Raw genomic sequence first — 24,851 nt, 5'->3', positions numbered from 1 at the left:
AAAATTGACCATTTTCTGCTAACTCACGAATGTTGCAAGTACGAAGTCTGATAGGCTAAACTTGTTTAATAGAATTATTTTTGGAGGTGCACTATGGCGAAGTATATAGGCAAACGTTTAATTTATATGATCATCACTTTGGCATTGATTGCTACATTTACTTTTTTCTTAATGAAAATCTTACCAGGTTCCCCCGTCGCTTCCGCAGATAAATTATCTCCAGAACAAAGGGCAGTCGTTGAAGCAAGATACGGATTGGATAAACCACTTCCAATGCAATATTTCGACTATATGTTTGGTTTAGTACAAGGTGATTTAGGAATATCCATTAACCAATTTAAAGGTGCGGATGTTACAGATGTCATTTTAAGCCGAATGGGTCCTTCAGCTCAAATAGGTTTCCAAGGAATGGTGCTAGGTACTGTATTAGGGATTCTTTTGGGAATGATTGCTGCGTTAAGGCAAAATACTTGGATTGACTATACGAGTACTTTTGTTGCGATTGTCGGAATATCGATTCCTTCATTCGTTTTCGCATCATTACTGCAGTATTGGTTCGGTTTAAAATGGGATTTGTTCCCGGTAGCTTTATGGAAAGATGGTTTTATGTCAAGTGTCCTACCATCTGTTGCATTAGCAATGTTCCCACTTGCTACAGCAGCCCGCTTTATCCGAACTGAAATGATTGAAGTTCTTGGATCTGATTACATTACTTTAGCAAAAGCTAAAGGTGCAAGTGGCTCTGAAATTGCATTTAAACATGCATTTCGTAATGCATTGATTCCGTTAATCACAGTACTAGGGCCAATGGCTGTAGCGATTCTTACAGGATCTTTAGTTGTTGAACAAATTTTCGCAATACCAGGTATCGGGGAACAATTTGTTAAATCGATTATGGTAAATGATTTTGCCATCATTATGGGGACTACTATATTCTTCTCAGTATTCCTAATTGTAATTATCTTGTTAGTAGATATTTTATATGGTGTCATTGATCCCCGTATCCGTCTTTCAGGAGGTAAAAATTAATGACTCAGAAAATTGATAAAATCCCAGAACTGCCAAAAGGGTCGTTTGAGCGAATTACGTTGGACGCTAAGCAAGCTGAACGTATTACAAAGCCTAGCGTTAGCTTTTGGCAGGATGCTTGGTATCGAATTCGTAAAAACAAAGGTGCTTTGCTTAGCTTAATCTTATTCGGGCTAATCGTAATTATGTCATTTTTAGGACCAGTTATCAGTCCTTATGAGCCAAATGCGCAAACTATTACTCACGCCAACTTACCGCCAAAAGTTCCTGGTATTGAAAAGTTAGGAATTCTCAATGGTGTTGGAACATTGGGCGGAGAAAAAGTTGACTTGTATGAATTGAAAAATGTTGAAGTTAATTATTGGTTTGGAACAGATGGCCTTGGACGCGATATGTTCTCACGTGTTTGGAAAGGAACTCAAGTGTCCTTATTTATTGCCTTTGTAGCAGCTGCTATCGACATGCTTATTGGGGTAATTTATGGAGGCGTTTCAGGTTACTTTGGTGGACGCGTGGATGATATTATGCAGCGTATCGTTGAAATTTTAACGGGTATTCCAAACTTAGTAGTAGTTATTCTCTTTATCTTAATCATGGACCCAGGGATACTGGCCATCATTATAGCCTTAACCATCACTGGCTGGACGGGAATGTCCCGAGTTGTTCGTGGTCAAGTTCTTAAATACAAGAGCCAAGAATTCGTTTTGGCAGCTCGTACACTAGGAGCAAGTGATAGCCGCATTATTTGGAAGCATTTAATGCCTAACGTTTTAGGAGTAATCATCATCAATACGATGTTTACGATTCCAAGTGCAATTTTCTTCGAAGCTTTCTTAAGCTTTATCGGATTGGGGCTTCAAGCGCCAGATGCATCACTTGGAACATTGATTAACGATGGGTATGCATTAATTCAATTTGCGCCACATATTTTAGCATTCCCGGCCATTTTGTTGAGTTTAATCATGATTGCATTTAACTTGATTGGTGATGGACTTCGTGATGCCCTCGATCCGAAGATGAAAGATTAAGGAGGAAAGTTAAAAATGGAGAAAATTTTAGAAGTAAAAGACCTTGAACTTTCCTTTAACACCCAAGCTGGGGAAGTTAAAGCGATACGTGGGGTTAACTTTGATTTAAATAAAGGTGAAACTTTGGCAATCGTTGGCGAGTCGGGATCAGGGAAATCTGTTACGACTAAATCCATTATGCGTTTGCTGCCAGAACAATCAGCAGAGTTTAAAAATGGTGAAATTTTATTTGGTGGTCGTGATTTGACTAAGTTGAGCGACAAAGAAATGCAAAAAATTCGCGGAAAAGAAATTTCGATGATTTTCCAAGATCCTATGACTTCTTTGAACCCAACAATGCCAATTGGTCGACAGTTAACAGAGCCGTTATTAAAGCACCAAAAAATAAGCAAAACTGAAGCGAAAAAAGTAGCGATTGATTTGCTGCGTTTAGTTGGTATGCCAAAGCCTGAATTGCGTATGAAGCAATACCCACACCAATTCTCAGGTGGTCAGCGTCAACGTATTGTAATTGCTATCTCATTAGCTTGTAATCCGAAAATTTTGATTGCAGATGAACCTACAACTGCACTTGATGTTACGATTCAAGCACAAATTCTTGAATTGATGAAAGACTTGCAGAAAAAAATCGATACTTCTATTATTTTCATCACCCATGATCTTGGTGTAGTGGCGAACGTTGCTGATCGTGTAGCGGTTATGTACGGCGGCAAAATTGTGGAAATTGGAACAGTTGATGAAGTGTTTTACAATCCGCAACATCCTTATACGTGGGGCTTATTAAGTTCAATGCCTTCATTAGATACAGAAGATGCTAAATTATACGCAATTCCTGGAACTCCTCCTGATTTATTGGATCCACCAAAAGGAGATGCCTTTGCACTTCGTAGTGAATATGCACTTAAAATCGATATGGAGCAAAACCCTCCATTCTTTAAAGTTAGCGAGACGCACTCGGCTGCAACGTGGTTATTGCATCCAGATGCTCCTCAAGTAGAACCACCGTTGTCTGTTATTGAACGCATGAAGAAATTCCCAGGAAGCAGATATTATGAAGGGGGCGCGGTATAATGGCTGAGAAATTACTCGAGATTAAAAACCTAAAACAATATTTCAATATCGGTAAAGCAAATGAAGTCCGCGCAGTAGATGATATTAGCTTCGATATTTACAGAGGAGAAACTTTAGGTTTGGTTGGCGAGTCAGGTTGTGGGAAATCTACAACAGGCCGTTCAATTATCCGTTTATACGATGCAACAGATGGCGATGTTTTCTATGAAGGTGAAAATGTTCATGGAAAAAAATCGAAAAAAGATTTGAAAAAGTTCAATCGCAAGATGCAAATGATTTTCCAAGATCCTTATGCGTCTCTTAATCAGCGCATGAAAGTTATGGATATTATCGCAGAAGGCATTGATATTCATGGCCTAGCGAAAGATCAAACAGAGCGCAAAAAGATGGTTTATGACTTGTTGGAAACAGTTGGGTTAAACAAAGAACACGCAAACCGTTACCCACATGAATTCTCAGGTGGGCAACGCCAGCGTCTTGGAATTGCACGTGCTTTGGCAGTAGATCCTGATTTTATTATTGCTGATGAGCCGATCTCTGCATTAGATGTTTCGATTCAAGCGCAGGTAGTAAACTTACTGAAAGAACTTCAAGTTGAAAAAGGATTAACATTCTTATTTATCGCGCATGATTTATCGATGGTTAAATATATTTCTGATCGTATCGGAGTGATGTATTTTGGTAAATTGGTTGAGCTAGCTCCTGCAGAAGAGTTATACAACAATCCGTTGCATCCGTATACGCAATCATTGTTGTCTGCGATTCCTCTTCCAGATCCAAACTATGAACGCAATCGGATTCGTAAATCATACGATCCTGCCGTACATGAATATACTAAAGCTGACGATGTTCGAATGAGAGAAATTAGTCCTGGCCATTTTGTTCAATGTTCAGAGCGTGAACTTGAATCGATTAAAGCAGCTGCAGTAACTAAATAACAAAAACGATGTCCTTTTGGGCATCGTTTTTTGTTTTAAATATATTTTTTTTAGAGCAATTAGTTTACTTTAAGTAGTCAGAAAAATGATAGAATGGAAGAACAATGGATAACATCAAGCAATTGGATTATTAACCCATAACTACCTGGTGAAAAATGCGATGGATAAAGTTGAAAAAGGGGTGCGGAAAATGATGACAACGCGTAAATGGCTAGCTATTTGTGCAGTAAGTATTGGTTTGGCAAGTGCTGGAAACGTATATGCAGCCGAAAAAGAAAAAACACCTGACTTTACACCGCGTACTTACCATACAGTTCAATTCGACTCACAAGTGCTAGCATCATCTGGCTTGTTTAAATTTGATTCAGGACTTAAATTCACTTATCCAGATGCTGTTCGTGGAATTTTCGTTACAGCTCATTCTGCTGGAGGAGAACGATTCGATTCGCTAATCAATCTTATAGAGACAACAGACTTAAATGCAATGGTTATTGATATAAAAGAAGATTTAGGACACTTGACGTACATACCTGATGAGGATTCTTCGTTGGCAAAGTTAGAGATTGGTCAAAGGCTGATAAAGGATCCAAGAGAAATGCTAGAAAAATTAGAAGGAAAAGAGATCTATCCGATCGCACGCGTCGTTGTATTTAAAGATACCGTCTTAGCGGAAAGTCGACATGACTTAACCTTTATGGACGGCGATCAAGTGTGGAAAAATAACCGCGGCGAATCATTTGTAAATCCGTTTCTTAAAGAAGTATGGGATTATAATGTTCAGATTGCTATTGAAGCGGCAAAGCTCGGGTTTAAAGAAATTCAATTTGACTATGTTCGCTTTCCAGAAGGATTTGAGCATCGTGCAGAGGATTTGAGTTACTCATTTGGTGAATATGAAAACTCTCAAGCTGACTCTGTACAGAGAAGAGTAGAAGCAGTAACAGACTTTGTTGCGTATGCAAAAGAGCAATTAGAGCCTTATGGGGTAGAAGTATCAGTTGATATATTTGGCTACGCTGCGACATTACCAGAAGCCCCTGGCATAGGACAAAACTTTTCAAAGATATCGGAAAATGTTGATGTTATTTCATCGATGATTTATCCAAGTCATTGGACGTCATATTTTGGTATTGCAAAGCCGGATTTAGAACCTTATCAATTAGTAAGTGAATATGCAAAAGTAGAAAATAAAGTTTTAGGTGCATTAAAAAACCCACCTGTTTCAAGACCTTGGCTACAAGACTTTACAGCAAGTTATTTAGGGGCAGGCAATTATAAGCGGTATGGAAAAGCGGAAGTAGAAGCGCAGATTAAAGCTTTAAATGAGCAAGGGATAAAAGAATTTCTTCTTTGGAACGCAGGAAACTCTTATTCAAAAGGTGTAGACTATACACCTTGATCTCTGTTAGAGCCCAATGAGTATTTCTTTATAAAAATTTCGTTATTACGAAACTTTTCTGTTTTTCAAACGTAGTATATTAGTGTAAAGCATATTTTCAAAAAGATTTTGTAAATGAGAATAAAAAAGTATAGTTTGGAAGTTTGCGACAGCTTTAAATGGGGTAAATTTATTATGTAGCAGTAAATATATAATGAATATATAGTCAAATTGTGACAAAAAGCTTGTAAATTAAAATTTTTATGAAGATACACTATTAAATCAACTACATCCGTTGTATAATGAATGTAGAGCCTCTAAACTATAATGATTCTAAATTGGAAAATGAATTACATTAAATTTTCATGAATCCGAAAGGAAGTGCTCCACTATGATGGTTACACTATTTACTTCTCCGAGCTGCACATCTTGCAGAAAAGCAAAAGCTTGGCTTGAGGAACACGACATTCCATATACAGAACGCAATATTTTTTCTGAGCCACTAACTATTAGTGAAATCAAAGAAATCTTACGTATGACTGAAGACGGTACAGATGAAATTATCTCTACTCGTTCTAAAATATTCCAAAAATTGAATGTAGATGTTGAAAGTTTACCACTTCAGCGTTTATATGAGCTAATCCAAGAACACCCTGGATTGCTACGCCGTCCGATTATCATGGATGAAAAGCGTCTACAGGTCGGGTACAATGAGGATGAGATTCGTCGATTCCTACCGCGTAAAGTTAGAGCTTATCAGTTGCTTGAAGCTCAGCGAATGGTAAACTAACAATAATCACACTAGCTGTCCGGTCTTTATGGTATTTCATAAGAGATCTCGGGCAGCTTTTCTTTATATTAAATTAGTTGCATTTATCAGTTAAGTACATTAAACTCTATGTACTTGCAATCGAGTAAGATAATAGGCATAAACTTTTTCTTTAGTTATAAATAAAGTTATACTAGTTAGAAGTAACATAGCACGGCTCTGAGTAATGTTCTCTTAGTCCAAACCGTAAAGGAGAGGTGTAAAATGGAAATAGAACGCATAAACGATAACACAGTTAAATTTTACATTTCCTATCTCGACGTTGAAGAGCGAGGGTTTAGCCGTGACGAAATCTGGTTTAACAGAGATAAAAGTGAAGAGCTTTTTTGGGAAATGATGGATGAAGTAAACGAAGAAGCCGATTTCGTAATGGAAGGTCCGCTGTGGATCCAAGTCCAAGCAATGGAAAAGGGTCTTGAGGTTACTGTGACACGCGCTCAACTAACAAAAGATGGGCAAAAGCTAGACTTGCCTGATGATATAGAAGAACGTCGTAAAATGTTTGCTAGTGAAGACACGGAGACAGCAGAATTTGATGAATTTGAACCTGTCTTCGATGAACCTGAAGTAAAAAAACTTGAGTACACGTTTGTTTTTTCAGAAGTGGAAGAATTGTTGCCGATTGCACGTCGTTTAATTTATGTGCCAATTGAGTCTTCAGTCTACCATTTCGAAAATAAATACTACTTGCACACTAGTTTTGATGAAGTCCTTCACTCAGAAGAAGACATTAAAAATAATGTCAGTATTATCTCTGAGTACTTGCGTTCATCTCCAGTGACGATTCATCGACTTGAAGAATACGGAAATCCTGTTTTTAAAGAAGATGCACTCGCAAATATCCTTCATTATTTCGGCTAAGATCTCCTTATTGGAGATCTTTTTTTTATTGCCAAAATCCTTTGTTTTTCATAAACTGAAAAAAAGGAGAGTGATTTGTATATTAGTCGCAACAACGACACGGCAACAGTTGTTTTGTTTAACTGGACAGTACTCGCGAAAGGAGTTGCTTGAAATTCGTCTGCAGGAACAATTTTTCTGCCCCACTTGTCATGCTCCACTGCTTTTGAAAGTTGGAAAGGTCAATATCCCTCATTTTGCCCACAAAACTCTTTCAAACTGCCAGCATTTCAGTGAACCAGAATCCTCTTTACATCTACATGGAAAACTTCTTCTTTATCAATTCTTCAACCAATTGAACTTCAAAGCTGAATTAGAAAAATATTTATCGAAAGTTCGTCAGCGCGCAGATGTATTAGTCGACGAACGGTATGCCATTGAGTTTCAATGCAGCCCGATACCTGTTTCGCAGCTACTACAACGCTCTAAAGGTTATCAACAACTCAGTATATCTCCTATTTGGTTAAAGGGCTTAAAAGAGCCTTGTCTTGAAGGAATAGGACTATTACATCTTAAGGTACATGAAGTGGCTATGATGCAATACGCTGGTCAACTTCCGTATATCTTATTATTTTGCCCGCCGGATAATCGGTTTTATTATTATTCGAACTTGTTTTACGTCAGTTCAAGTAGGTGGGTAGGAAAAACCAAGTCACTTTCGGCAACAAAACAAATTTTCCCGTTTGCACGGCCAAAGCCTTTATCCAAAGAAGAGTTTAATCTCGTAATGGGAATTTTTTATCAGGCCAAAAAACAGTATGTTCGCAGTCAATTATATGCAGGCAATCGAGTTGGGAATTTATATTGTCGGTTGTGTTATGAATTGTGTTTAGATGCTACAAATCCCCCTAACTTATTCGGTGTTCCATTAGTAGGTGCGGATTGTTTTAAACAGCCTGCTGTTTTATGGCAGTTGCTCGTAGTGGAAGCTTATGAAAAAGGAATTGGCGTCGATTGGTTGATTCAAACTGGGAAATTAACTTTGAGAGAGTCGGAAAAAGAGCAGCAAGCAATAACTCTTACAGCGGATTATCTTACTTTATATTTGAAATACAAAGATGACGCATTAAATAATTCCAATATTTTGGATATTCTCTATGATAACTATTGCAAAAACGTGAGAAAATTGAGAAAATAAGATGTAGTTCGTTTCCCGAAAGAACGGGATAGAGGAGGAAATTAGATGGCTGAGAAAGTATTAACAAGAGAAGAAGTTCCAACAGAATTGACTTGGAGATTAGAAGATATATTTGAATCTGATGAACTTTGGGAAAAAGAGTTTGCAGAAGTGTCAGCTCTTAGTAACAAAGCAGAATCATTCCAAGGAACGTTAGGCGATAGTGCGGAAGCGCTATACAAAGGAATGGTTTACCGTGATGAATTGACAGAGCGTTTAAGACGTCTTTATACGTATTCGCATATGCGTTACGACCAAGATACAACTAATTCTAAATATCAAGCATTAGATAGCCGGATTAAATCATTGTTTGCAAAAGTATCAGCTGGGCTGTCATTTATGACACCAGAAATTTTAGCGATTGAAGAATCTGTATTAAATGACTATGTAGAAAAGCATGAAGGGTTGAGTTTATATAAGCAAGCTCTTGAAGAATTGAATTCAATGCGTCCGCATGTTTTGCCAGCAGAGCAAGAATCTTTGTTAGCGCAAATGTCAGAAGTAAGTCGCGCATCTTCAGAAACGTTTGGTATGTTAAATAATGCCGATCTTGAATTCCCAGAAATCGAAGATGAGTCAGGGGAAAAAGTGCAAATTACACATGGTAATTATATTCGTTTCCTTGAAGGTAAGGACCGCCGTGTTCGTGAAGATGCATTTAAAGCTGTTTATGCAACATACGGCAAATTCCGCAATACGTTTGCTTCCACTTTGTCAGGTAATATCAAAAAAGATAATGTCAGTGCACGAATTCGTAAATTTGAATCGGCACGTCAAGCAGCCTTAGCTGATGATCATATTCCAGAAGCGGTTTATGACAATTTAGTGGAAACCGTGAATAATAATCTTCACTTATTGCACCGCTATTCAGCTTTACGCAAAGAAGTACTTGGACTTGATAAAGTTCATATGTGGGATTTACACACGCCGTTGGTTAAAGAAGTGAAAATGGACATGCCATATGAAAAAGCGACAGGGGTCATGCTTAATGGCCTTGAAGCGTTAGGTGAAGAGTATGTAGGGATTGTTAAAGAAGGCATCGACAATCGCTGGGTAGATGTAAAAGAAAACAAAGGTAAGCGTAGTGGAGCTTATTCATCAGGTGCATATGGTACCAACCCGTATATTTTGATGAACTGGCAAGACAACGTAGATAATTTGTATACATTAGCGCATGAATTTGGACATAGCGTTCATAGTTACTACACACGCAAAAATCAGCCATATGTGTATGGCGATTACTCAATCTTTGTAGCAGAAGTAGCCTCTACTACAAACGAAGCTTTATTAAATGAGTACATGGTGAAGTCTACTGACGACGACCAAGAGCGTATTTACTTATTAAACCACTGGCTAGATGGTTTCCGTGGAACAGTGTTCCGTCAGACGATGTTTGCAGAATTTGAACATTTGATCCATAAAATGGACCAAGATGGCGAAGCGTTAACGGCAGACCGTCTCACAGAAGTTTATTATGAATTAAACCAAAAATATTACGGACCTGATGTAGTATCCGATGAGGAAATTGGCATGGAGTGGGCGCGAATTCCACACTTCTACTATAATTATTACGTCTTCCAATATGCAACAGGGTTTAGTGCTGCGACAGCACTTAGCAAAGGTATCCTTGAAGAAGGGCAACCTGCAGTCGACCGGTATATCAATGAATTTTTAAAAGCTGGAAGCTCAGATTATCCGATTGAAGTGTTGAAAAAAGCAGGTGTCGACATGACTCAGTCGAAAGCAGTCGAGGAAGCGTGCATGGTATTTGAACAAAAATTAAATGAACTTGAAAAGCTTTTATTGAATAAATAAAGCTAACAAAAAAGCAACAGCCTTATGAGGTTGTTGCTTTTTTGTTATTTTAAAATAATGTCTTGCTGTTTCTCGATAAGAGAGAAATAGGCAATTATGACGAATTTGTGAAACCGCTTGTGAATTATTGATTTAACTATTATTCCGTGATAAGATTACGTTGTGAAATAAATCACATACAAACATACACCCCTTTGTTTGAGCGTGAACATTTCTCCCATCCCCTTTGTGTAATATAGAAAGGCGCCTTCCGGACGTGGAAGGCGCCTTTCACTTTTTCTAAAATAAATCGCGTGATTCTCCTAGTTAATGGATATACTGTCCAGTTGAGCATGAATACTGTCCGAATCGTAGAAATACAGTCGAAATCACATACAATACTGTCCGAATCCAAAAAATACTGTCGAAACCTAATTTGACATCTCCATAAGCTACAAAAAAATAACCTATCTCCCAAAAGTGGGAGATAGGTTATTTCACTTTCCATAAAGTTTCTGTTGGCATTGAGATGCGCTCTAGTTTTTGTTGCAATACTTGTTTTTTTAGTTCACACTCTGCTGTTTGTTCCGAAATATTATATATAGAAGCAATTTCTCTAGTAGCCATCGTCGTATATTTAGTGAAAAGGTCATTTAGAGGAGGCGGGGTTTGACGATTCAAGCTTTCTTCTCCCATCATCTCCTGTAAAATTGTTTGGTATACATCGTATGAATAAAGTCCAGATACTTTTACCCCTTCGTCTTCAATGCATTCATTGAAAAAGACAATGCTCGGCACTTCGTTGATCTCCATTTCACGGGTAATCTGTAAATCGCATTGGAACGCTTTTGCGGTATGTACAGAATGGAAGTCCGATTTAAACTCTTCCTGATCAAGTTCTGCCTCTTCCGCAATTTCCAACAAAACGCTGTAAGAAGAAACATCTTTTGATTGGAGAAATAAATGTTCTTGTAATTTGTGCAAGAAACGATTTCCTGAACGTTTTCCTTGAAGTTCTGCTGCTTTGATAGCGACAGAAGGCAACACAGGATGGGTCAAGTTTTCCGTGTCGATATTTGCAGATAAAAAGTTTTTATTTAAATTGGCTAATTGTGTGCTTAACACAATTCGCATCGAAAAATAATGTCCATATTCAATTTGTAACTTCCGAATAACTCCTTGCAGCTCCCAGCAGTCTGGGTTCAAGGGATCTACGAAAACATACAGTTCCATAGGCTTAAAAGTATTCACAGGTTCGTGAACTTCTTCGACCAAATCTAAGTTGTTCACTCCAACTCCTCCTCACTATCAGACTCATTGACCATGTGATGGGCAGTTAAAACGAGTCGGTTGTATAAGGTTTCACGGAATTTCCCGCTTAGTCCTACTTCATCCATTGCTTCACTCATGCACTCTAACCAAGCCTGGGCTCTAGCTGGGGTGATGGAGAATGGATTATGTCTTGCTCTTAGTCTCGGATGACCATGTTCTTCTGAATAAATATTCGGGCCACCTAAATATTGAGTTAAAAACTGTTTTTGTTTACGGGCGGTTTCTGAAAGGTCATTTGGAAAAATAGGCTGCAGCTTTGGATGTGCCGCTACGCGAGCATAAAATGCGTCGACTAACTGTGATAATGTTTCCGCACCAATCTCATCGTACGGAATAATCGGTTTTCCAGTCATCATCGTGTCTCCTTTGCTTTAGCTGTAAATACATTCTACCAACGGATCCCGAATATCTCAAACAAATCGATTGATGACATGGGAAAAATAGGATAAAAAATTATTGGTCTTTAGTAGAATTCAGAGCAGAATTCATAAAACGTGCTATTTTTTTATTTGCTGGACGTTCTGGAATTTCTTGTTCTTTTAAGAAATTTAAAAATTGGTGACGCCCAATTTTTTCATCAGAAACTTCAAATTCCAATTCAAAGTCTTCTTGTCCGTTGTATTCCGAATGATCGAGTACTAATAATCCATCCAGAAAATCAAATTCTACGCGATGAGTTGTTAATGTTCCAATCAGATTTAACTGTGCGGGCAACACATCTAGTGTTCGAAGAGCTTGCGCCACTTCATTTGCATCAAAGCTTTTTAATGTGAGCATCTGTTGTGCTTGCTCTTTAGTTAATGGATCCGTGATTTCGTAATGACCCACAGGAGCGGGTATTTTTAATGTGCATTCAAATTGTTCATTTTTATTGCGGATCCGGAGTGCACTGAGCTGCTCTTTTAACCGGAAATCAGCCGTATCAAAATAATGATTGTGCTGCGTTACAGGACCTTGATGGTAATCCGTAAAGTCTTCAAGTAAACGGCTATATTCTTCTCGTGTCAGCATGTTTTTAAATTCGATTTCGAGTTCTTTTGTCATTGGAAGCACCTCTCTAGTAATTTCATTATCGGATAGTTTAGTGCAAACTGCAACGAATGACAGAGCTGTGGTAAAATATCATTATTAAGAAGCCAGAAAGGAAGGTTCGATTTGCATAAATTTGTGGCAGTAAAAAGAACTGAAATTACGGAGAATGAAATTGAGTTTATCATTGAAGAAAGTGAACCAACAGAAGCACTTGAGGCATCTGGTCAAATGCTTACAGATTCAGATAACCAAGCGTTTGTTTACTTGTTGGACACAGGAACAGATTATATATATGTTCAGTTTGCAATACATACATGGTCGGCAATGACCAAAGCGCTAGAATTGAAAAATGTTCCGCTTTTGAAATGGGGCAAACAAATTATGCCACTCGCAGAGTTTCACGAGGAGCTATTAATGCTCGTGGAAAACATAGAAGGCAACGACAATTACGGTGAAAAGTTCCGTACTGCTGTAGAGCAAACATTTCATGAGGCACTTGCTTCACGATCTTAATAGTAGTGAGGAGGACTTGAGATGGGTCAATGGAATCGTTTTTTAGCGCCATATAAAGAAGCAGTGGACGAATTAAAAGTGAAATTTAAAGGGATGCGCAGTCAGTTCGAAAATGAAAATACAAATTCGCCAATTGAGTTTGTTACTGGACGCGTTAAACCTTTGGCTAGTATTTACGATAAAACATTAGAAAAAGGCATTCCATTTGAACCTTCTGAGAAATTGGCTCATCAGTTACAAGACATCGCTGGAATTCGCATGATGTGTCAGTTTGTAGGGGATATTGAAACTGTCGTTGGTTTGTTAAGGCAACGAAAAGATTTGCGGATTATCGAAGAAAAAGATTATATTTCGAATGAAAAACAAAGTGGTTATCGTTCGTATCATGTCATTGTCGAGTATCCAGTTCAAACAATTAATGGCGAGCAATTGATTTTAGCTGAAATTCAAATACGTACATTAGCGATGAATTTTTGGGCGTCAATTGAGCATTCCTTGAATTACAAATATAAAGGTGTTTTTCCAGAAGAGATAAAAAATCGACTGCAACGTGCTGCGGAAGCGGCATTCCAATTAGACGAAGAAATGTCGCAAATACGGGACGAAATTCAAGAAGCACAAGCTTATTTCACTGAGTTTAAAGAATCACCTGGAACGCATTTTCGAAGCGATAGAGAGGGAGGTCGAGCGGAACGATGAAATTTTATATCATCTCGAGAACGGACAAATTATCCAATGAATTGATGGCTACTGCCAAGGATTACCTAGAGGATTTTGGCATGGAATGGAACGAGGAATCTCCAGATGTTGTGTTATCGATTGGCGGGGACGGAACTTTACTTCATGCTTTTCATAAATACAGTGAAAAACTAGCCGATGTTGCCTTTGTTGGGATTCATACAGGCCACCTTGGATTTTATGCTGATTGGAAACCAATCGAAATTGAAAAATTAGTTTTGTCTATCGCTAAAAAAGAATATGAAGTAATTGAATATCCGTTATTAGAAGTGAGTATCCATTACCAAAACTTAGACGATCCGGCGGTGTATTTAGCTTTAAATGAGTCTACTGTAAAATCGCCTGACGTAACATTAGTAATGGATGTCTTTTTAAACGAAAGTCATTTCGAACGCTTTAGAGGAGACGGATTGTGTATGTCAACTCCTTCAGGTAGTACCGCTTATAACAAAGCGTTAGGGGGCGCCATTATTCATCCCTCATTGCAAGCTATGCAGTTAACAGAGATGGCATCGATAAACAACCGGGTTTTCCGAACAGTGGGATCGCCATTAGTTTTGCCTGCTCATCACAGATGCGCCTTACGACCAGTGAAAGCGCCTGATTTCATGGTAACTGTGGACCACTTGCAATTGCTTCATAAAGATGTAAAGTCGATCGAATACAGAGTGGCTGATGAAAAAGTTCGTTTTGCTCGTTTCCGTGCATTCCCATTCTGGGAACGCGTCCACGATTCATTTATCGATAGCGAGCTTTCAGAGTGAACGATATGAAACCTTTTCAATTAACATATACCGCTGAACATTCAGGTTTGCTTCGTGAGGCGTTAGGAGCTTGGGGTATCTCAAAACGGACGCTAGCTTCTGTTAAATATGGCGGTGGTCAGATTTTAGTCAATGATCAAGAAGTGACGGTTAGGCATGTCCTAGAAAAAGGCGATGCTGTAACCGTTATTTTTCCGAATGAAGAACATGGCAAAGGCTTGCTTGCAGAAGATGGTTACCTAGACATTGTTTACGAAGATGAAGTGCTACTTATCGTAGAAAAACCACCGTTGCAAAATACCATTCCATCTCGTGAGCATCCTTTTGGAAGCTTAGCGAATATTGTAGCGAAACACTTTAATGACCATGGCATTCCTTCAACTTTGCATATCGCTACTCGACTTGACCGCGATACTTCTGGACTTGTTTGCATAGCAAAAAACCGCCACATTCACCATATGATCTCTCAGCAGCAGCAAGAGAAAAAGATGAAACGGCGGTACGAGGCATTAGTTCATGGGCAAATTGATAAAACTGAATTTACGATAACGGCTCCAATCGGCCGGAAAAATACGAGCATTATCGAACGGGAAGTGCGTGAAGACGGCCAATTTGCTGAAACAGAAGTGCGTGTACTCCAAAACTTGCAAGGCTATGCACACGTTAGCTTGCAATTGAATACAGGAAGAACGCATCAAATTCGCGTTCATTTGGCTCATATTGGCCATCCTTTAGTTGGGGACGATTTGTATGGTGGAAAACGAGATTTAGTAAATCGTCAAGCACTCCATTGTACCGAAATCGAGTTAATTCATCCGGTTTCGGGAGAACCGCTCATTTTCCATTCTTCATTAAATCACGATATGCACTCTTTGCTTTAATCGTAAACGTAAAAGCGGTCAGGTTGATACGGTTGTAGAGAAGAAACGGATACGATGTTTTTTTCAGGATAACGAAAAGCACTAAGGGCACCACCGAAAACACAACCGGTATCAATATTGACAGTATTGTTGATAAAATAAGGCTTTTCAGTGGGGGTATGACCATATACGACCCACTTATGTCCTTTATAAGATTTGGCCCAGTTACGCCGAACAGGTCGGCCATCAGAATGGAATTTTCCGGTGATATCACCATACAAGACGAATACTGCAATGCCTTTGCTCAATGGCTTACCAATCATTTCGGCCTTTAAACCAGCATGAGCAATGATTAAATCATTGTCAAACTGTTGGTAATGCGGAAGTTGCTCATAAAAATGGAGATAGCGTTTTTTGAATTGTAGTTTTTCTAAAGAAGGCAGTTGTTCCCATTCAGCTACAGTTTGTTCTAGCCCGTGAGCCAATTGAACAGGATGTCCTTTGAAAAAACGGTACAGTTTATTGCAATGATTGCCGGGCGAATAGTAAAGGCTATGTTCATCTTGTAATGCAAACAGTAAGCGCAAAACATTCAATGATTCAGGACCGCGGTCCATTGCATCACCAACAAAAGCGAGTTTCCTGTTTTCAGGATGAACGAAAATGGAGCCTTGTTGTTGATAGCCTAAACGTTCGATGAGCAGTAGCAATTCTTGGTAACAGCCGTGAATATCCCCGATAATATCAAATTTCATCTTACACACCTCTTTGTTTTAAAAATTCACTATACATAACGATGGTGTAGCGTTTAGACTACTATAGCAAGCATAGAAGATCTTCGAAAGGAGGGAGTATACATGATGGAAGAAAAAGTAGTACGTGATGAAGAGTTAAACGAAGCTCTATTTGCTGAGTTACTTATCCGCGGTGACGTCAAAGATTTCCGTGAAGAATTTTTATCGCACCATCCATACGACCAAGCAAGTTTTTACGAAAAGGCTAATTCCGATACAAGGCAATTGCTGTATCAGTATCTCTCTCCTAAAGAGATGGCGGATCTATTTGAAGCGATTGAATTAGATGATGACGATTACGAAGATTTGTTCCGAGAAATGGACGCGCGTTATGCTGCAGACTTACTGTCTTATATGTATACAGATGACGCGGTTGATGTTTTAAATGAGTTGAATAAAGAACAAGTAGCAAGTTATTTGACCATCATGGACAAAGATTCAGCACGTCAAATAAAAGATTTGCTCCATTACGAGGAATATACAGCGGGATCGATTATGACGACAGAATTTGTCGCAATTCCGAAAAACTCGACTGTTCGTTCGGCAATGAATATTCTCCGAAACGCTGCACCCAATGCCGAAACCATCTATTATGTGTTTGTTGTGGATGATGAAAAGAAACTTTCAGGTATTGTCACGTTGAGAGATTTAATCCTTGCAGAAGAAGATACATTGATTAGTGCCATCATGAACGAGCGAGTAGTTAGTGTTTCCGTTAGTGAAGACCAAGAAGAAGTAGCTCGCATGATTAAAGATTATGATTTTCTAGCTTTACCGGTTGTGGATTTTCAACAGCATTTGTTAGGAATTATCACGGTCGATGATATTATTGACGTACTAGAAGAAGAGGCATCTGATGATTACTCGAAACTCGCAGCCGTATCTGACATGGATACGTTTGATAAAAGTTCGTTAACTGCTGCTAAAAAGCGACTCCCTTGGTTAATTTTGCTGACGTTTTTAGGGATGTTAACGGCAAACTTAATGGGGATGTTTGAAGCTACTTTAGACCAAGTAGCGTTATTAGCTGTTTTTATCCCACTTATTGCAGGGATGGCTGGTAATAGTGGAACGCAAGCTTTAGCAGTAGCAGTTCGAGGGATTGCGACAGGTGACATTGAAGAAGAGAGTAAAATGAAATTATTGTTCCGTGAAGCGGGTACGGGTCTTATTACCGGTATTGTTTGTGGAATAGTTGTTGTGGGATTGGTTTACTTTTGGAAAGGTGAATTATTAATTGGAATGCTAGTTGGGACGGCCGTTACGAGTTCTATTTTTGTTGCCACATTAGCAGGCTCGTTTATTCCGTTAGTTATTCATCGCATGAAGATTGACCCGGCTGTCGCATCTGGACCTTTTATCACAACGTTAAACGATATTATTTCAATTTTAATCTATTTAGGTTTAGCTACGACATTTTTAGGGCGTCTTTAGAAAAGTGCAAATTGCACTTTTCTTTTTTATGAGGTATTATTAGTACCAGGTAATAACAACAGACGCAGGAGGAATGGACATGTCAATATCATTAAAAGGAAAGACTTTTGTCATTATGGGAGTAGCAAACAAACGGAGTATCGCTTGGGGAATCGCACGTTCGTTAGATCAATCGGGAGCAAACTTAATTTTTACATACGCAGGAGAGCGCTTTGAAAAATCTGTGCGGGATTTAGTTGCTACTCTAGAAGGCAATCATGAGTTGATCTTGCCTTGTGATGTTACAAATGATGAAGCAGTAGCTACATGCTTTACAACAATTAAAGAAGAAGTGGGAACAATCCACGGACTGGCACATTGTATCGCTTTTGCAAAAGGCGAAGAATTGGCAGGCGATTTTTCAGATACGTCACGAGATGGCTTTTTGTTAGCACATAATATTAGTGCCTATTCATTAACGAATATCGCCAAAAATGCAAAGCCATTGATGGCAGAAGGTGGCAGTATTGTTGCATTAACGTATATTGGCGGGGAACGCGTTATGCCAAACTACAATGTCATGGGTGTGGCGAAAGCTTCTCTTGAAATGTCGGTACGTTATTTAGCGGCAGACCTTGGTAAGCATAATATTCGTGTGAACGCGATTTCTTCAGGCCCGATTCGCACATTATCTTCAAAAGGTGTGAGTGATTTCAATTCAATTTTGCATGAAATTGAAGAAAAAGCACCACTACGTCGCAACACAACTCCTGAAGAAGTTGGCGATACAGCTGCATTCTTGTTTAGTGATATGTCTCGCGGAATTACAGGCGAAACCATTCACGTTGATAGTGGGTTCCATATTTTATAAAAACGAAAAAGCAGATCAACCGATTTATCGGTTGATCTGCTTTTGTGTTATTCGACTGTTACGGCTTTTTCCATCGATTTATGAGGAATACCGGCGTCCATAAATTCGTCTGATGTAACTTCGTAGCCAAGTTTTTCATAAAAGGCAAGAGCATGAGTTTGCGCATTCAATTTAAGTCTGAAAATCCCATTAGACTGAGCATACTCCTCCATCCCATTCATCATCATGACGCCTATATGCTGCCCTCGATATTCAGGAAGAACGCATACACGCTCCACTTTTCCAAGACCGACTTCTACTTCGCGAATACGGCCGGCAGCAATTGGTTGTTCAAGTTGATAAGCGATAAAGTGAATCGCATCGTCATCATGTTCATCCATTTCAATATGGAGAGGGACACGTTGCTCTTCTACGAATACTTTTCTGCGAACATCAAAGGCTTGTTCTTTTTCCAATTGATTTTCAGCTATCTTCACTGTAAACACTTACTGATCATCTCCCGTTAAACGGAATGTCTCGTACACTGTCCATGAACCGTCTTCCAGTTGGTAAAGTAGATGGATGCGGTCAATAATTTCTTCGTGGTCGATGCCGACCATTTTCAATTGGCCATAAACATCAGCGTGCTCTGTATCAGACAGTTTTTGTCCGATAGTGATATGAGGTACGAATGAATGTTTTGGCATTCCACCGAAAAAGTCAGAATGCAAATCTTCGTGTAAAGCCTCGATATCTTCGTTCGGTTCTACTTTAAAGTACAAAGTGGTGTTAACCGGAGAAAATGTGCTAACGCGAGTTGCATGTAATTTAAAAGGTTTATGGCGCTTTGCAATGTTTTGCATCTCTTCTGCCATAGCCTTAACATCAGCTGCATCCACCTCAAATGGATCTTTTAATGTCATGTGAGGAGTGATCAATTCATAATGCGGGTCATAACGTTTGCGATACGAGTTGGCGATGTCTTGTAATTTTTTTGAAGGGAAAGCTGCTACTCCATATTTCATCTAAACGACCTCCTTGTCTATAATAACCATCTGAATATTTTACTCCCTTGGAGCATCCTAAGCTTTTACATGCCGAAGTTTTGAATAAGGGCACGTCTTAAATCAGGTTGCCAATGCTTCCAAGTGTGGTCTCCTTCAAATTCTTCATAAAAGACCGAAAACCCTTTATTTTTCATTAAATTATTTAATTGGCGATTTGGCTCGAGAAAGTCTGCAGTTTTGCCAGACCCTAGTTTTACAGCTGTTTCTTCTTTTCCGATAACGTGATAAACCGTAAACGAGTTAGCCGAGTTAAAAGCTTCTACTGCAGTCAGCATTTCCATGCCAACTTTCGGTGATTGAAGAATCACACGCCCAAAAATATTCGGATACTTTAAAGCAGCCATTAATGAGGCGGTTGCTGCTAAAGAATCTCCAATCAAAGCACGCCCCATACCTACTTGATAGGTTGGGTACTTTTCGTCTAGGAAAGGTACCAATTCATGCGCTAGAAAACGTAAGTAGGCACTGTGCTGTTCACCAGTAGGCTCATATTTTCGATTTCGGTCTTCTACACTCTTGTATGGAACGCCGACAACAATAATGTTCTCGATTTCGCGATTTTCCAATAACTCATCGACAACTCGAGGAATTCGTCCTAATTGAAAATAATCTTTTCCATCAGAAGCGATGACCAGCGTGTATTTATATAAGGGCGAAAAATTGGCAGGAAGATAGACGAGCAATTGCATGTCTTCTTGAAGTTCCTTGCTGTAGATGGATAAGTCCTCTACCTTTCCAGTAGTCATTTATATGCCTCCTCTAGTGTTTTATAAGAAAATTGTACCATAATGAATGTTCAAGGTATAATGGAAAGAGAACACCAATAATTAGAGGGAAGGGGTTTTTGACATGGATGGTGCAAAGTTCCAAGTTCATTCTGACGACGTTAGAAAAGCGACACATGAAGCATTAGAAAGAAGAGGCGTAACAAATGAAGACATAGCCAAAATCGTTTTGGATATGCAACTCCCTTACAATGAAGGGCTTAAAATCGAACATTGTTTGGAATCAGTGGAAAGTGTTTTACGTAAACGTGAAATGCAACACGCCCTATTAGTAGGGATTGAACTCGATGAATTAGCAGAACAGGGGAAGTTATCCCGTCCGCTTCAACAAATTATCGGGTCGGATGAAGGGTTGTTCGGCGTTGATGAAATGATTGGATTAGGTGCGGTGTTAACTTATGGCAGTATCGCAGTTACAACCTTTGGTCATTTAGATAAAAATAAAACTGGCATTATTCATGAACTAGATACAAAATATGGCGATCATGTTCACACTTTTTTAGATGATTTGGTAGCTAGTATCGCTGCTTGTGCATCAGCTCGTATTGCCCATCGTACGCGCGATCTTGAAGAGCAAGGTAGGACGTTTGAAGATTTGGCTCCAGAAGAGACGACACCTGAAACACATGTAGAAGGTGCAGAAACGTAAAGAAGTATTCTAAATGTTCTTTCTGTAAGCGGTTGTATTTGCAAAATACATTGAAACTAGCTAGAAAGGAATGGTATTATAAAGTTGAAACATCGTAGGTTATTAGAGAAAAGGGAGGTCACTTTATGTTGAACAAGAAATTTGGTTTATTTGCTGCAGTAACTCTTGCAGGATCTGTATTTTTAGCAGGTTGCGGAGATGACACAGCAACAGAAGGCGAAGGCGGAGGATCTTCAGATCCAGAATTCCTTAGCATTCTAACTGGTGGAACAACAGGAACGTACTATCCACTAGGTGGCGCAATGGCCAACATCATTGAAACTGAAACAGGCTTGGATACAACTGCTGAAGTTTCACAAGCATCTGCTGCGAACATGACTGCACTGGCTGATGGAGATGCACAAATTGCATTTGTCCAAACAGATACAGCATTTTACGCATCTGAAGGATCAAATATGTTTGAAGGCGAAGTAATCGATACAGTTTCTGCTATCGGTGCACTTTATCCGGAAACGATTCAATTAGTAACAACTTCAAATTCAGGAATTGCTTCATTTGATGATTTAGCAGGTAAGAAAATCTCAGTTGGTGCACCTGGATCAGGAACTTATATTAACGCAGAACAATTGTTAGAAATTCATGGTATGACAATGGATGATATCGATGCACAAAACCTTGACTTCGGTGAGTCACAAGAAAGCTTGCAGTCAGGTCAAATTGACGCAGCATTTATCACTGCTGGTACTCCGACAGGCGCAGTTGAAAGCCTTGGCGCTACTTCAGACGTAGTGATCGTACCTGTAGAAAAAGACAAAGCTGATGAATTGATCGCGAAATATCCTTACTATGCGCATGATACTGTGCCATCTGGTATTTATGGATTAACTGAAGAAGTTCCAACAGTTTCAGTTTTAGCGATGTTAGTTGTACAAAACGATCTTTCAGAAGATCTTGTATACAACATTACAAAAGCAATCTATGAAAACACAGATCAAATTCAGCATGCAAAAGCAGAATTTATTAAATCAGAAACGGCTCTTGATGGAATCGGTATTGATATCCACCCTGGAGCGCAAAAATATTTTGACGAAGTAAATTAATTGAATGAGCGAGTAACTGACGATAAAGCGCAAGCTTGTCGTCAGTTATTTATTTTTTAGATGGAGGAGAATAGATTATGCGGTTTAACCGGATACAACAAATTCTTCTTTTAATGATTGCCCTCATCTTAATCAGCTCCTTAATCGCATTCACCCCTTCCCAAAAATATTATGTGTTTATCGATAATGAGACTGAAGACATTGCGGCATATATGCCGGTAGAAAGCCGGTTTTTTCAAATCATATATACCCATTCGATTCACTTATCAGAAGTTATTGAAAGCTACAAAATAACAGGAAACGATCAGTTGATGATGACAGAGCTTGAATACGAAGATTTTAATATCGGTATGCCTTCAAATGCAGGAGAAGGCGAGACCTTTGTCGAAAGGGATGGTAAATACTTTATCAAGAATATGACAAGAGAAATCCCGGAGTTTCGTTTATTTGTTGGGGATGTAGATGCGAACTTGTCATTCAAAACTAAAGGGCACCGGATCGATTTAAAAAAGACACTTGAAAGAGGAAAGTCGTACACGTTTCGAGTAGAAAATGTATCCCTTTTTCAACTAAGAAAAGGAGTGAAAATTGATGAGCGATAAGTTACCTCCAGAAGAGCGCACGCAACAAAAGCTTCCGCCAGAGGACGAGTCTTACATCTCAGAAGAAAAGCAAAAGGAAATTTTACAGAAATACGATCCTGAATCCAATACGCGAGATTTAAGCGGAATGATTAAACATGTGGTCTTTTTTGGATTATTAGCTTTTTCCTTGTTCCAACTCTATACTGCCATTTTCGGACAGTATACTGCGTATATTCAGCGGTCGATTCACTTAGGATTTGCCTTATCCTTAATTTTCCTGTTATTCCCAGCTCGTAAACGTAAAGGAGCTCGTCATAAAGTTGCTTGGTATGATTATATTCTGGCATTATTATCAGTTGGAGTAGCTGCTTATTGGCCAATCATGTATGACGATTTAGTATTCCGTCTTGGGCGCGTTACTGAATTAGATTTAATAGTTGGTATTTTAGCCGTCCTTCTAACATTAGAAGCGACAAGGCGAGCTGTTGGTATGCCAATTACCATTATTGCTAGTTTGTTTTTAACTTATGCCTTTTTCGGACCTTACTTCCCAGGCTTCTTGCGTCACAGAGGCCAGGATTTAGAATCACTTGTTCAACTGATGTTCTATACAACAGATGGTGTGCTCGGAACACCAATCGGCGTTTCGGCTACTTTTATATTCACCTTCTTGTTATTTGGATCATTTTTAGTCAAAACAGGAGTAGGCCAATATTTTAATGATTTGGCCGTATCATTAGCCGGGAATTTAGTTGGGGGACCAGCAAAAGTAGCGATTTTCTCAAGTGCCCTGCAAGGGACGATTTCTGGGAGCTCGGTTGCTAACGTTGTAACTTCAGGTTCTTACACAATTCCGATGATGAAAAAGTTAGGTTATAAGAAAGAATTTGCCGGAGGGGTAGAAGCAGCAGCCTCTACAGGTGGACAATTAATGCCACCAATTATGGGAGCAGCAGCCTTCTTGATGGTAGAATTTATCGGAGGCGTGACTTATTGGGAAATTGCCAAAGCGGCAACGATACCAGCGCTTTTGTATTTTACAGGTGTTTGGATTATGACCCACTTTGAAGCGAAACGTATTGGCTTGAAAGGGCTTTCCCCAGAAGAAATGCCGGATCGTAAAGAAGTATTGAAAAAAATCTACTTACTTTCGCCAATTGTTGCCATCATCGTCTTTTTATTGATTGGTGTGCCAACAATGCAAGCAGCACTTTACGGAATTTTACTGACGATATTTGTAAGTGCTTTTAATAAAGAAACACGCTTGAACTTTAAAGATATGATTTTAGCTTTAGTTGATGGTGCAAGAACGGCATTAGCGGTCGCAGCAGCAACTGCAGCAGCCGGGATTATTGTCGGGGTCGTTGTGAAGACTGGACTTGGTTTAAGTTTGGCAAACGGATTGGTTTCAGCATCAGGCGGAAATGTCTTGTTAACTTTATTCTTCACGATGTTAGCAGCGATTGTCCTAGGTATGGGATCACCGACAACTGCCAACTATGTTATTACGTCTACTATCGCAGCACCAGCTATTATTACGCTGTTAATGTTAGATGAGCCAGTTGGAGCAGCAGTCCCACTTGTGGTCGCATTATCTGCCCATTTGTTTGTTTTCTATTTTGGTATTATTGCCGATATCACACCACCTGTTGCACTTGCAGCATTTGCCGCGTCAGGTATTTCAGGCGGCGAGCCAATACGAACTGGTTTTACTGCAGCTAAATTAGCAGCAGCAGCCTTTATCATTCCGTATATGTTCGTTTTATCTCCGTCGTTGTTAATGATTGATACGACTTGGCCAGAATTGATCTGGGTATTGATTACCGCGTTATCCGGGATGGTAGCAATTGGTGCCGGATTGATCGGGTATTGGTATCGTAAGCTTAACTGGTTCGAACGCATTATCACATTTGCAACTGGATTAGCTTTAATTTATCCAGAAGGCATGACTGATATTATTGGAGCCGTGTTATTTCTTATCTTGTTTGGTATCCAATGGATGGCACGTGATAAAAAACCTAGTAAAACAGCAGAAGTATAAACTAAAAAGAAACCGGTCAGGCACTAGCCTGACCGGTTTCTTTTTGCGTTCTTTTCCTTTTCCTTAAATAAACGAAAAAAGCCATCACTCGAAAGTGATGACTTTTTCAAAGCAAACTTTGTTCCTAAAGCTTGCAGTGGGTTTGGCACCCAATAATTCTTACTGATTGTTGAAATCTCATAAGA

Annotated in this window: 26 protein-coding genes; 19 read left to right on the top strand and 7 right to left on the bottom strand. The window is 39.2% G+C overall.

Translation table 11 applies throughout. The features are described 5' to 3' along the window. Positions 1-93: 93 nt before the first annotated feature. From opp3b to pepF, 9 genes are all read left to right on the top strand, one after another. Positions 94-1,029: an oligopeptide ABC transporter permease gene (gene opp3b, locus BCM40_RS11485; RefSeq protein WP_065525803.1), complete on the top strand. Its 936-nt coding sequence runs from the start codon at positions 94-96 to the stop codon at positions 1,027-1,029. Next, the gene (gene opp3C, locus BCM40_RS11480) at positions 1,029-2,057 is read left to right on the top strand and encodes an oligopeptide ABC transporter permease (RefSeq protein ID WP_065525804.1); all 1,029 of its coding nucleotides are present in this window, start codon (positions 1,029-1,031) and stop codon (positions 2,055-2,057) included. The genes opp3b and opp3C overlap by 1 nt, the downstream gene beginning before the upstream one ends. A gap of 15 nt (positions 2,058-2,072) precedes the next feature. Then, a complete protein-coding gene (locus tag BCM40_RS11475) occupies positions 2,073-3,128 on the top strand; it encodes an ABC transporter ATP-binding protein (RefSeq protein WP_065525805.1) in 1,056 nt (351 codons plus the stop codon). Next, positions 3,128-4,066: an ABC transporter ATP-binding protein gene (locus BCM40_RS11470; protein ID WP_065525806.1), complete on the top strand. Its 939-nt coding sequence runs from the start codon at positions 3,128-3,130 to the stop codon at positions 4,064-4,066. Before BCM40_RS11475 ends, BCM40_RS11470 begins: the two co-directional genes overlap by 1 nt. Positions 4,067-4,256: 190 nt before the next feature. Then, the gene (locus BCM40_RS11465) at positions 4,257-5,465 is read left to right on the top strand and encodes a putative glycoside hydrolase (protein ID WP_156851324.1); all 1,209 of its coding nucleotides are present in this window, start codon (positions 4,257-4,259) and stop codon (positions 5,463-5,465) included. A 373-nt stretch (positions 5,466-5,838) separates the two neighbouring features. Then, complete coding sequence (gene spxA, locus BCM40_RS11460) at positions 5,839-6,234, top strand: transcriptional regulator SpxA (RefSeq protein WP_008429739.1); 396 nt, start codon at positions 5,839-5,841, stop codon at positions 6,232-6,234. A 243-nt stretch (positions 6,235-6,477) separates the two neighbouring features. After that, a complete protein-coding gene (mecA, locus tag BCM40_RS11455; RefSeq protein ID WP_065525807.1) occupies positions 6,478-7,134 on the top strand; it encodes an adaptor protein MecA in 657 nt (218 codons plus the stop codon). A 70-nt stretch (positions 7,135-7,204) separates the two neighbouring features. Next, positions 7,205-8,311: a competence protein CoiA gene (locus BCM40_RS11450; RefSeq protein ID WP_238323722.1), complete on the top strand. Its 1,107-nt coding sequence runs from the start codon at positions 7,205-7,207 to the stop codon at positions 8,309-8,311. 45 nt (positions 8,312-8,356) lie between these two features. Beyond that, positions 8,357-10,165 carry an oligoendopeptidase F gene (pepF, locus tag BCM40_RS11445; RefSeq protein WP_065525809.1) on the top strand — a complete coding sequence of 603 codons (1,809 nt, stop codon included), beginning with the start codon at positions 8,357-8,359 and terminating at the stop codon, positions 10,163-10,165. Positions 10,166-10,636: 471 nt separating this feature from the next. Here pepF and BCM40_RS11440 read toward each other — a convergent pair whose 3' ends face one another. From BCM40_RS11440 to BCM40_RS11430, 3 genes are all read right to left on the bottom strand, one after another. Next, positions 10,637-11,434, bottom strand: a complete 798-nt coding sequence (locus tag BCM40_RS11440) for a ClpXP adapter SpxH family protein (protein WP_065525810.1) — start codon at positions 11,432-11,434, stop codon at positions 10,637-10,639. Beyond that, positions 11,431-11,829 (bottom strand): globin domain-containing protein, encoded by a 399-nt coding sequence (locus BCM40_RS11435; protein ID WP_065525811.1) that lies wholly within the window; start codon positions 11,827-11,829, stop codon positions 11,431-11,433. Before BCM40_RS11435 ends, BCM40_RS11440 begins: the two co-directional genes overlap by 4 nt. 100 nt (positions 11,830-11,929) lie before the next feature. Next, positions 11,930-12,520: a CYTH domain-containing protein gene (locus tag BCM40_RS11430; RefSeq protein ID WP_065525812.1), complete on the bottom strand. Its 591-nt coding sequence runs from the start codon at positions 12,518-12,520 to the stop codon at positions 11,930-11,932. Positions 12,521-12,631: 111 nt separating this feature from the next. Here BCM40_RS11430 and BCM40_RS11425 point away from each other — a divergent pair, with 111 nt between their 5' ends. Genes BCM40_RS11425 through BCM40_RS11410 form a run of 4 tightly spaced genes read left to right on the top strand, consistent with a single transcriptional unit; the run spans position 12,632 to position 15,404 of the window. Then, on the top strand, positions 12,632-13,021 hold the full coding sequence (locus tag BCM40_RS11425) for a UPF0738 family protein (RefSeq protein WP_065525813.1): 390 nt from the start codon (positions 12,632-12,634) through the stop codon (positions 13,019-13,021). A 21-nt stretch (positions 13,022-13,042) separates the two neighbouring features. Continuing rightward, positions 13,043-13,720: a GTP diphosphokinase gene (gene yjbM / locus BCM40_RS11420; protein WP_065525814.1), complete on the top strand. Its 678-nt coding sequence runs from the start codon at positions 13,043-13,045 to the stop codon at positions 13,718-13,720. Beyond that, positions 13,717-14,523: an NAD kinase gene (locus tag BCM40_RS11415; protein WP_065525815.1), complete on the top strand. Its 807-nt coding sequence runs from the start codon at positions 13,717-13,719 to the stop codon at positions 14,521-14,523. The genes yjbM and BCM40_RS11415 overlap by 4 nt, the downstream gene beginning before the upstream one ends. Positions 14,524-14,528: 5 nt before the next feature. After that, entirely contained in the window at positions 14,529-15,404 is an 876-nt protein-coding gene (locus tag BCM40_RS11410; RefSeq protein WP_065525816.1) for an RluA family pseudouridine synthase, read from the top strand. On the opposite strand, the gene prpE is transcribed toward BCM40_RS11410, so the two are convergent. Beyond that, positions 15,401-16,138, bottom strand: a complete 738-nt coding sequence (prpE, locus tag BCM40_RS11405; RefSeq protein WP_065525817.1) for a bis(5'-nucleosyl)-tetraphosphatase PrpE — start codon at positions 16,136-16,138, stop codon at positions 15,401-15,403. The genes BCM40_RS11410 and prpE overlap by 4 nt on opposite strands. Positions 16,139-16,240: 102 nt before the next feature. On the opposite strand from prpE, the gene mgtE reads away from it, so the two are divergent. Both mgtE and fabI read left to right on the top strand, forming a co-directional pair. Continuing rightward, positions 16,241-17,611 carry a magnesium transporter gene (gene mgtE, locus BCM40_RS11400; RefSeq protein WP_065525818.1) on the top strand — a complete coding sequence of 457 codons (1,371 nt, stop codon included), beginning with the start codon at positions 16,241-16,243 and terminating at the stop codon, positions 17,609-17,611. A gap of 79 nt (positions 17,612-17,690) precedes the next feature. Next, positions 17,691-18,461 carry an enoyl-ACP reductase FabI gene (fabI, locus tag BCM40_RS11395; protein WP_065525819.1) on the top strand — a complete coding sequence of 257 codons (771 nt, stop codon included), beginning with the start codon at positions 17,691-17,693 and terminating at the stop codon, positions 18,459-18,461. Between the two features lie 47 nt (positions 18,462-18,508). Here fabI and BCM40_RS11390 read toward each other — a convergent pair whose 3' ends face one another. From BCM40_RS11390 to BCM40_RS11380, 3 genes are all read right to left on the bottom strand, one after another. Then, entirely contained in the window at positions 18,509-18,946 is a 438-nt protein-coding gene (locus BCM40_RS11390) for a GNAT family N-acetyltransferase (RefSeq protein WP_065525820.1), read from the bottom strand. Beyond that, positions 18,947-19,465 (bottom strand): YjcG family protein, encoded by a 519-nt coding sequence (locus tag BCM40_RS11385; protein WP_065525821.1) that lies wholly within the window; start codon positions 19,463-19,465, stop codon positions 18,947-18,949. 65 nt (positions 19,466-19,530) lie between these two features. Beyond that, the gene (locus BCM40_RS11380) at positions 19,531-20,253 is read right to left on the bottom strand and encodes an alpha/beta hydrolase (protein ID WP_065525822.1); all 723 of its coding nucleotides are present in this window, start codon (positions 20,251-20,253) and stop codon (positions 19,531-19,533) included. Positions 20,254-20,356: 103 nt separating this feature from the next. Here BCM40_RS11380 and BCM40_RS11375 point away from each other — a divergent pair, with 103 nt between their 5' ends. The 4 genes from BCM40_RS11375 to BCM40_RS11360 all read left to right on the top strand — a co-directional run bounded on the left by BCM40_RS11375 (position 20,357) and on the right by BCM40_RS11360 (position 24,666). Beyond that, positions 20,357-20,941: a phosphatidylglycerophosphatase A family protein gene (locus BCM40_RS11375; RefSeq protein ID WP_065525823.1), complete on the top strand. Its 585-nt coding sequence runs from the start codon at positions 20,357-20,359 to the stop codon at positions 20,939-20,941. Between the two features lie 125 nt (positions 20,942-21,066). Beyond that, complete coding sequence (locus BCM40_RS11370) at positions 21,067-22,041, top strand: TAXI family TRAP transporter solute-binding subunit (RefSeq protein WP_065525824.1); 975 nt, start codon at positions 21,067-21,069, stop codon at positions 22,039-22,041. A gap of 77 nt (positions 22,042-22,118) precedes the next feature. Beyond that, positions 22,119-22,643: a DUF1850 domain-containing protein gene (locus tag BCM40_RS11365; RefSeq protein WP_065525825.1), complete on the top strand. Its 525-nt coding sequence runs from the start codon at positions 22,119-22,121 to the stop codon at positions 22,641-22,643. After that, the gene (locus BCM40_RS11360) at positions 22,633-24,666 is read left to right on the top strand and encodes a TRAP transporter permease (RefSeq protein ID WP_065525826.1); all 2,034 of its coding nucleotides are present in this window, start codon (positions 22,633-22,635) and stop codon (positions 24,664-24,666) included. The genes BCM40_RS11365 and BCM40_RS11360 overlap by 11 nt, the downstream gene beginning before the upstream one ends. Positions 24,667-24,851: the final 185 nt, after the last annotated feature.

Origin of the sequence: Planococcus donghaensis (assembly GCF_001687665.2) — a bacterium.
Taxonomy (GTDB): domain Bacteria; phylum Bacillota; class Bacilli; order Bacillales_A; family Planococcaceae; genus Planococcus; species Planococcus donghaensis.
The sequence above is the reverse complement of the archived record's forward strand: the minus strand, read 5'-3'. Positions and strand labels throughout refer to the sequence as shown.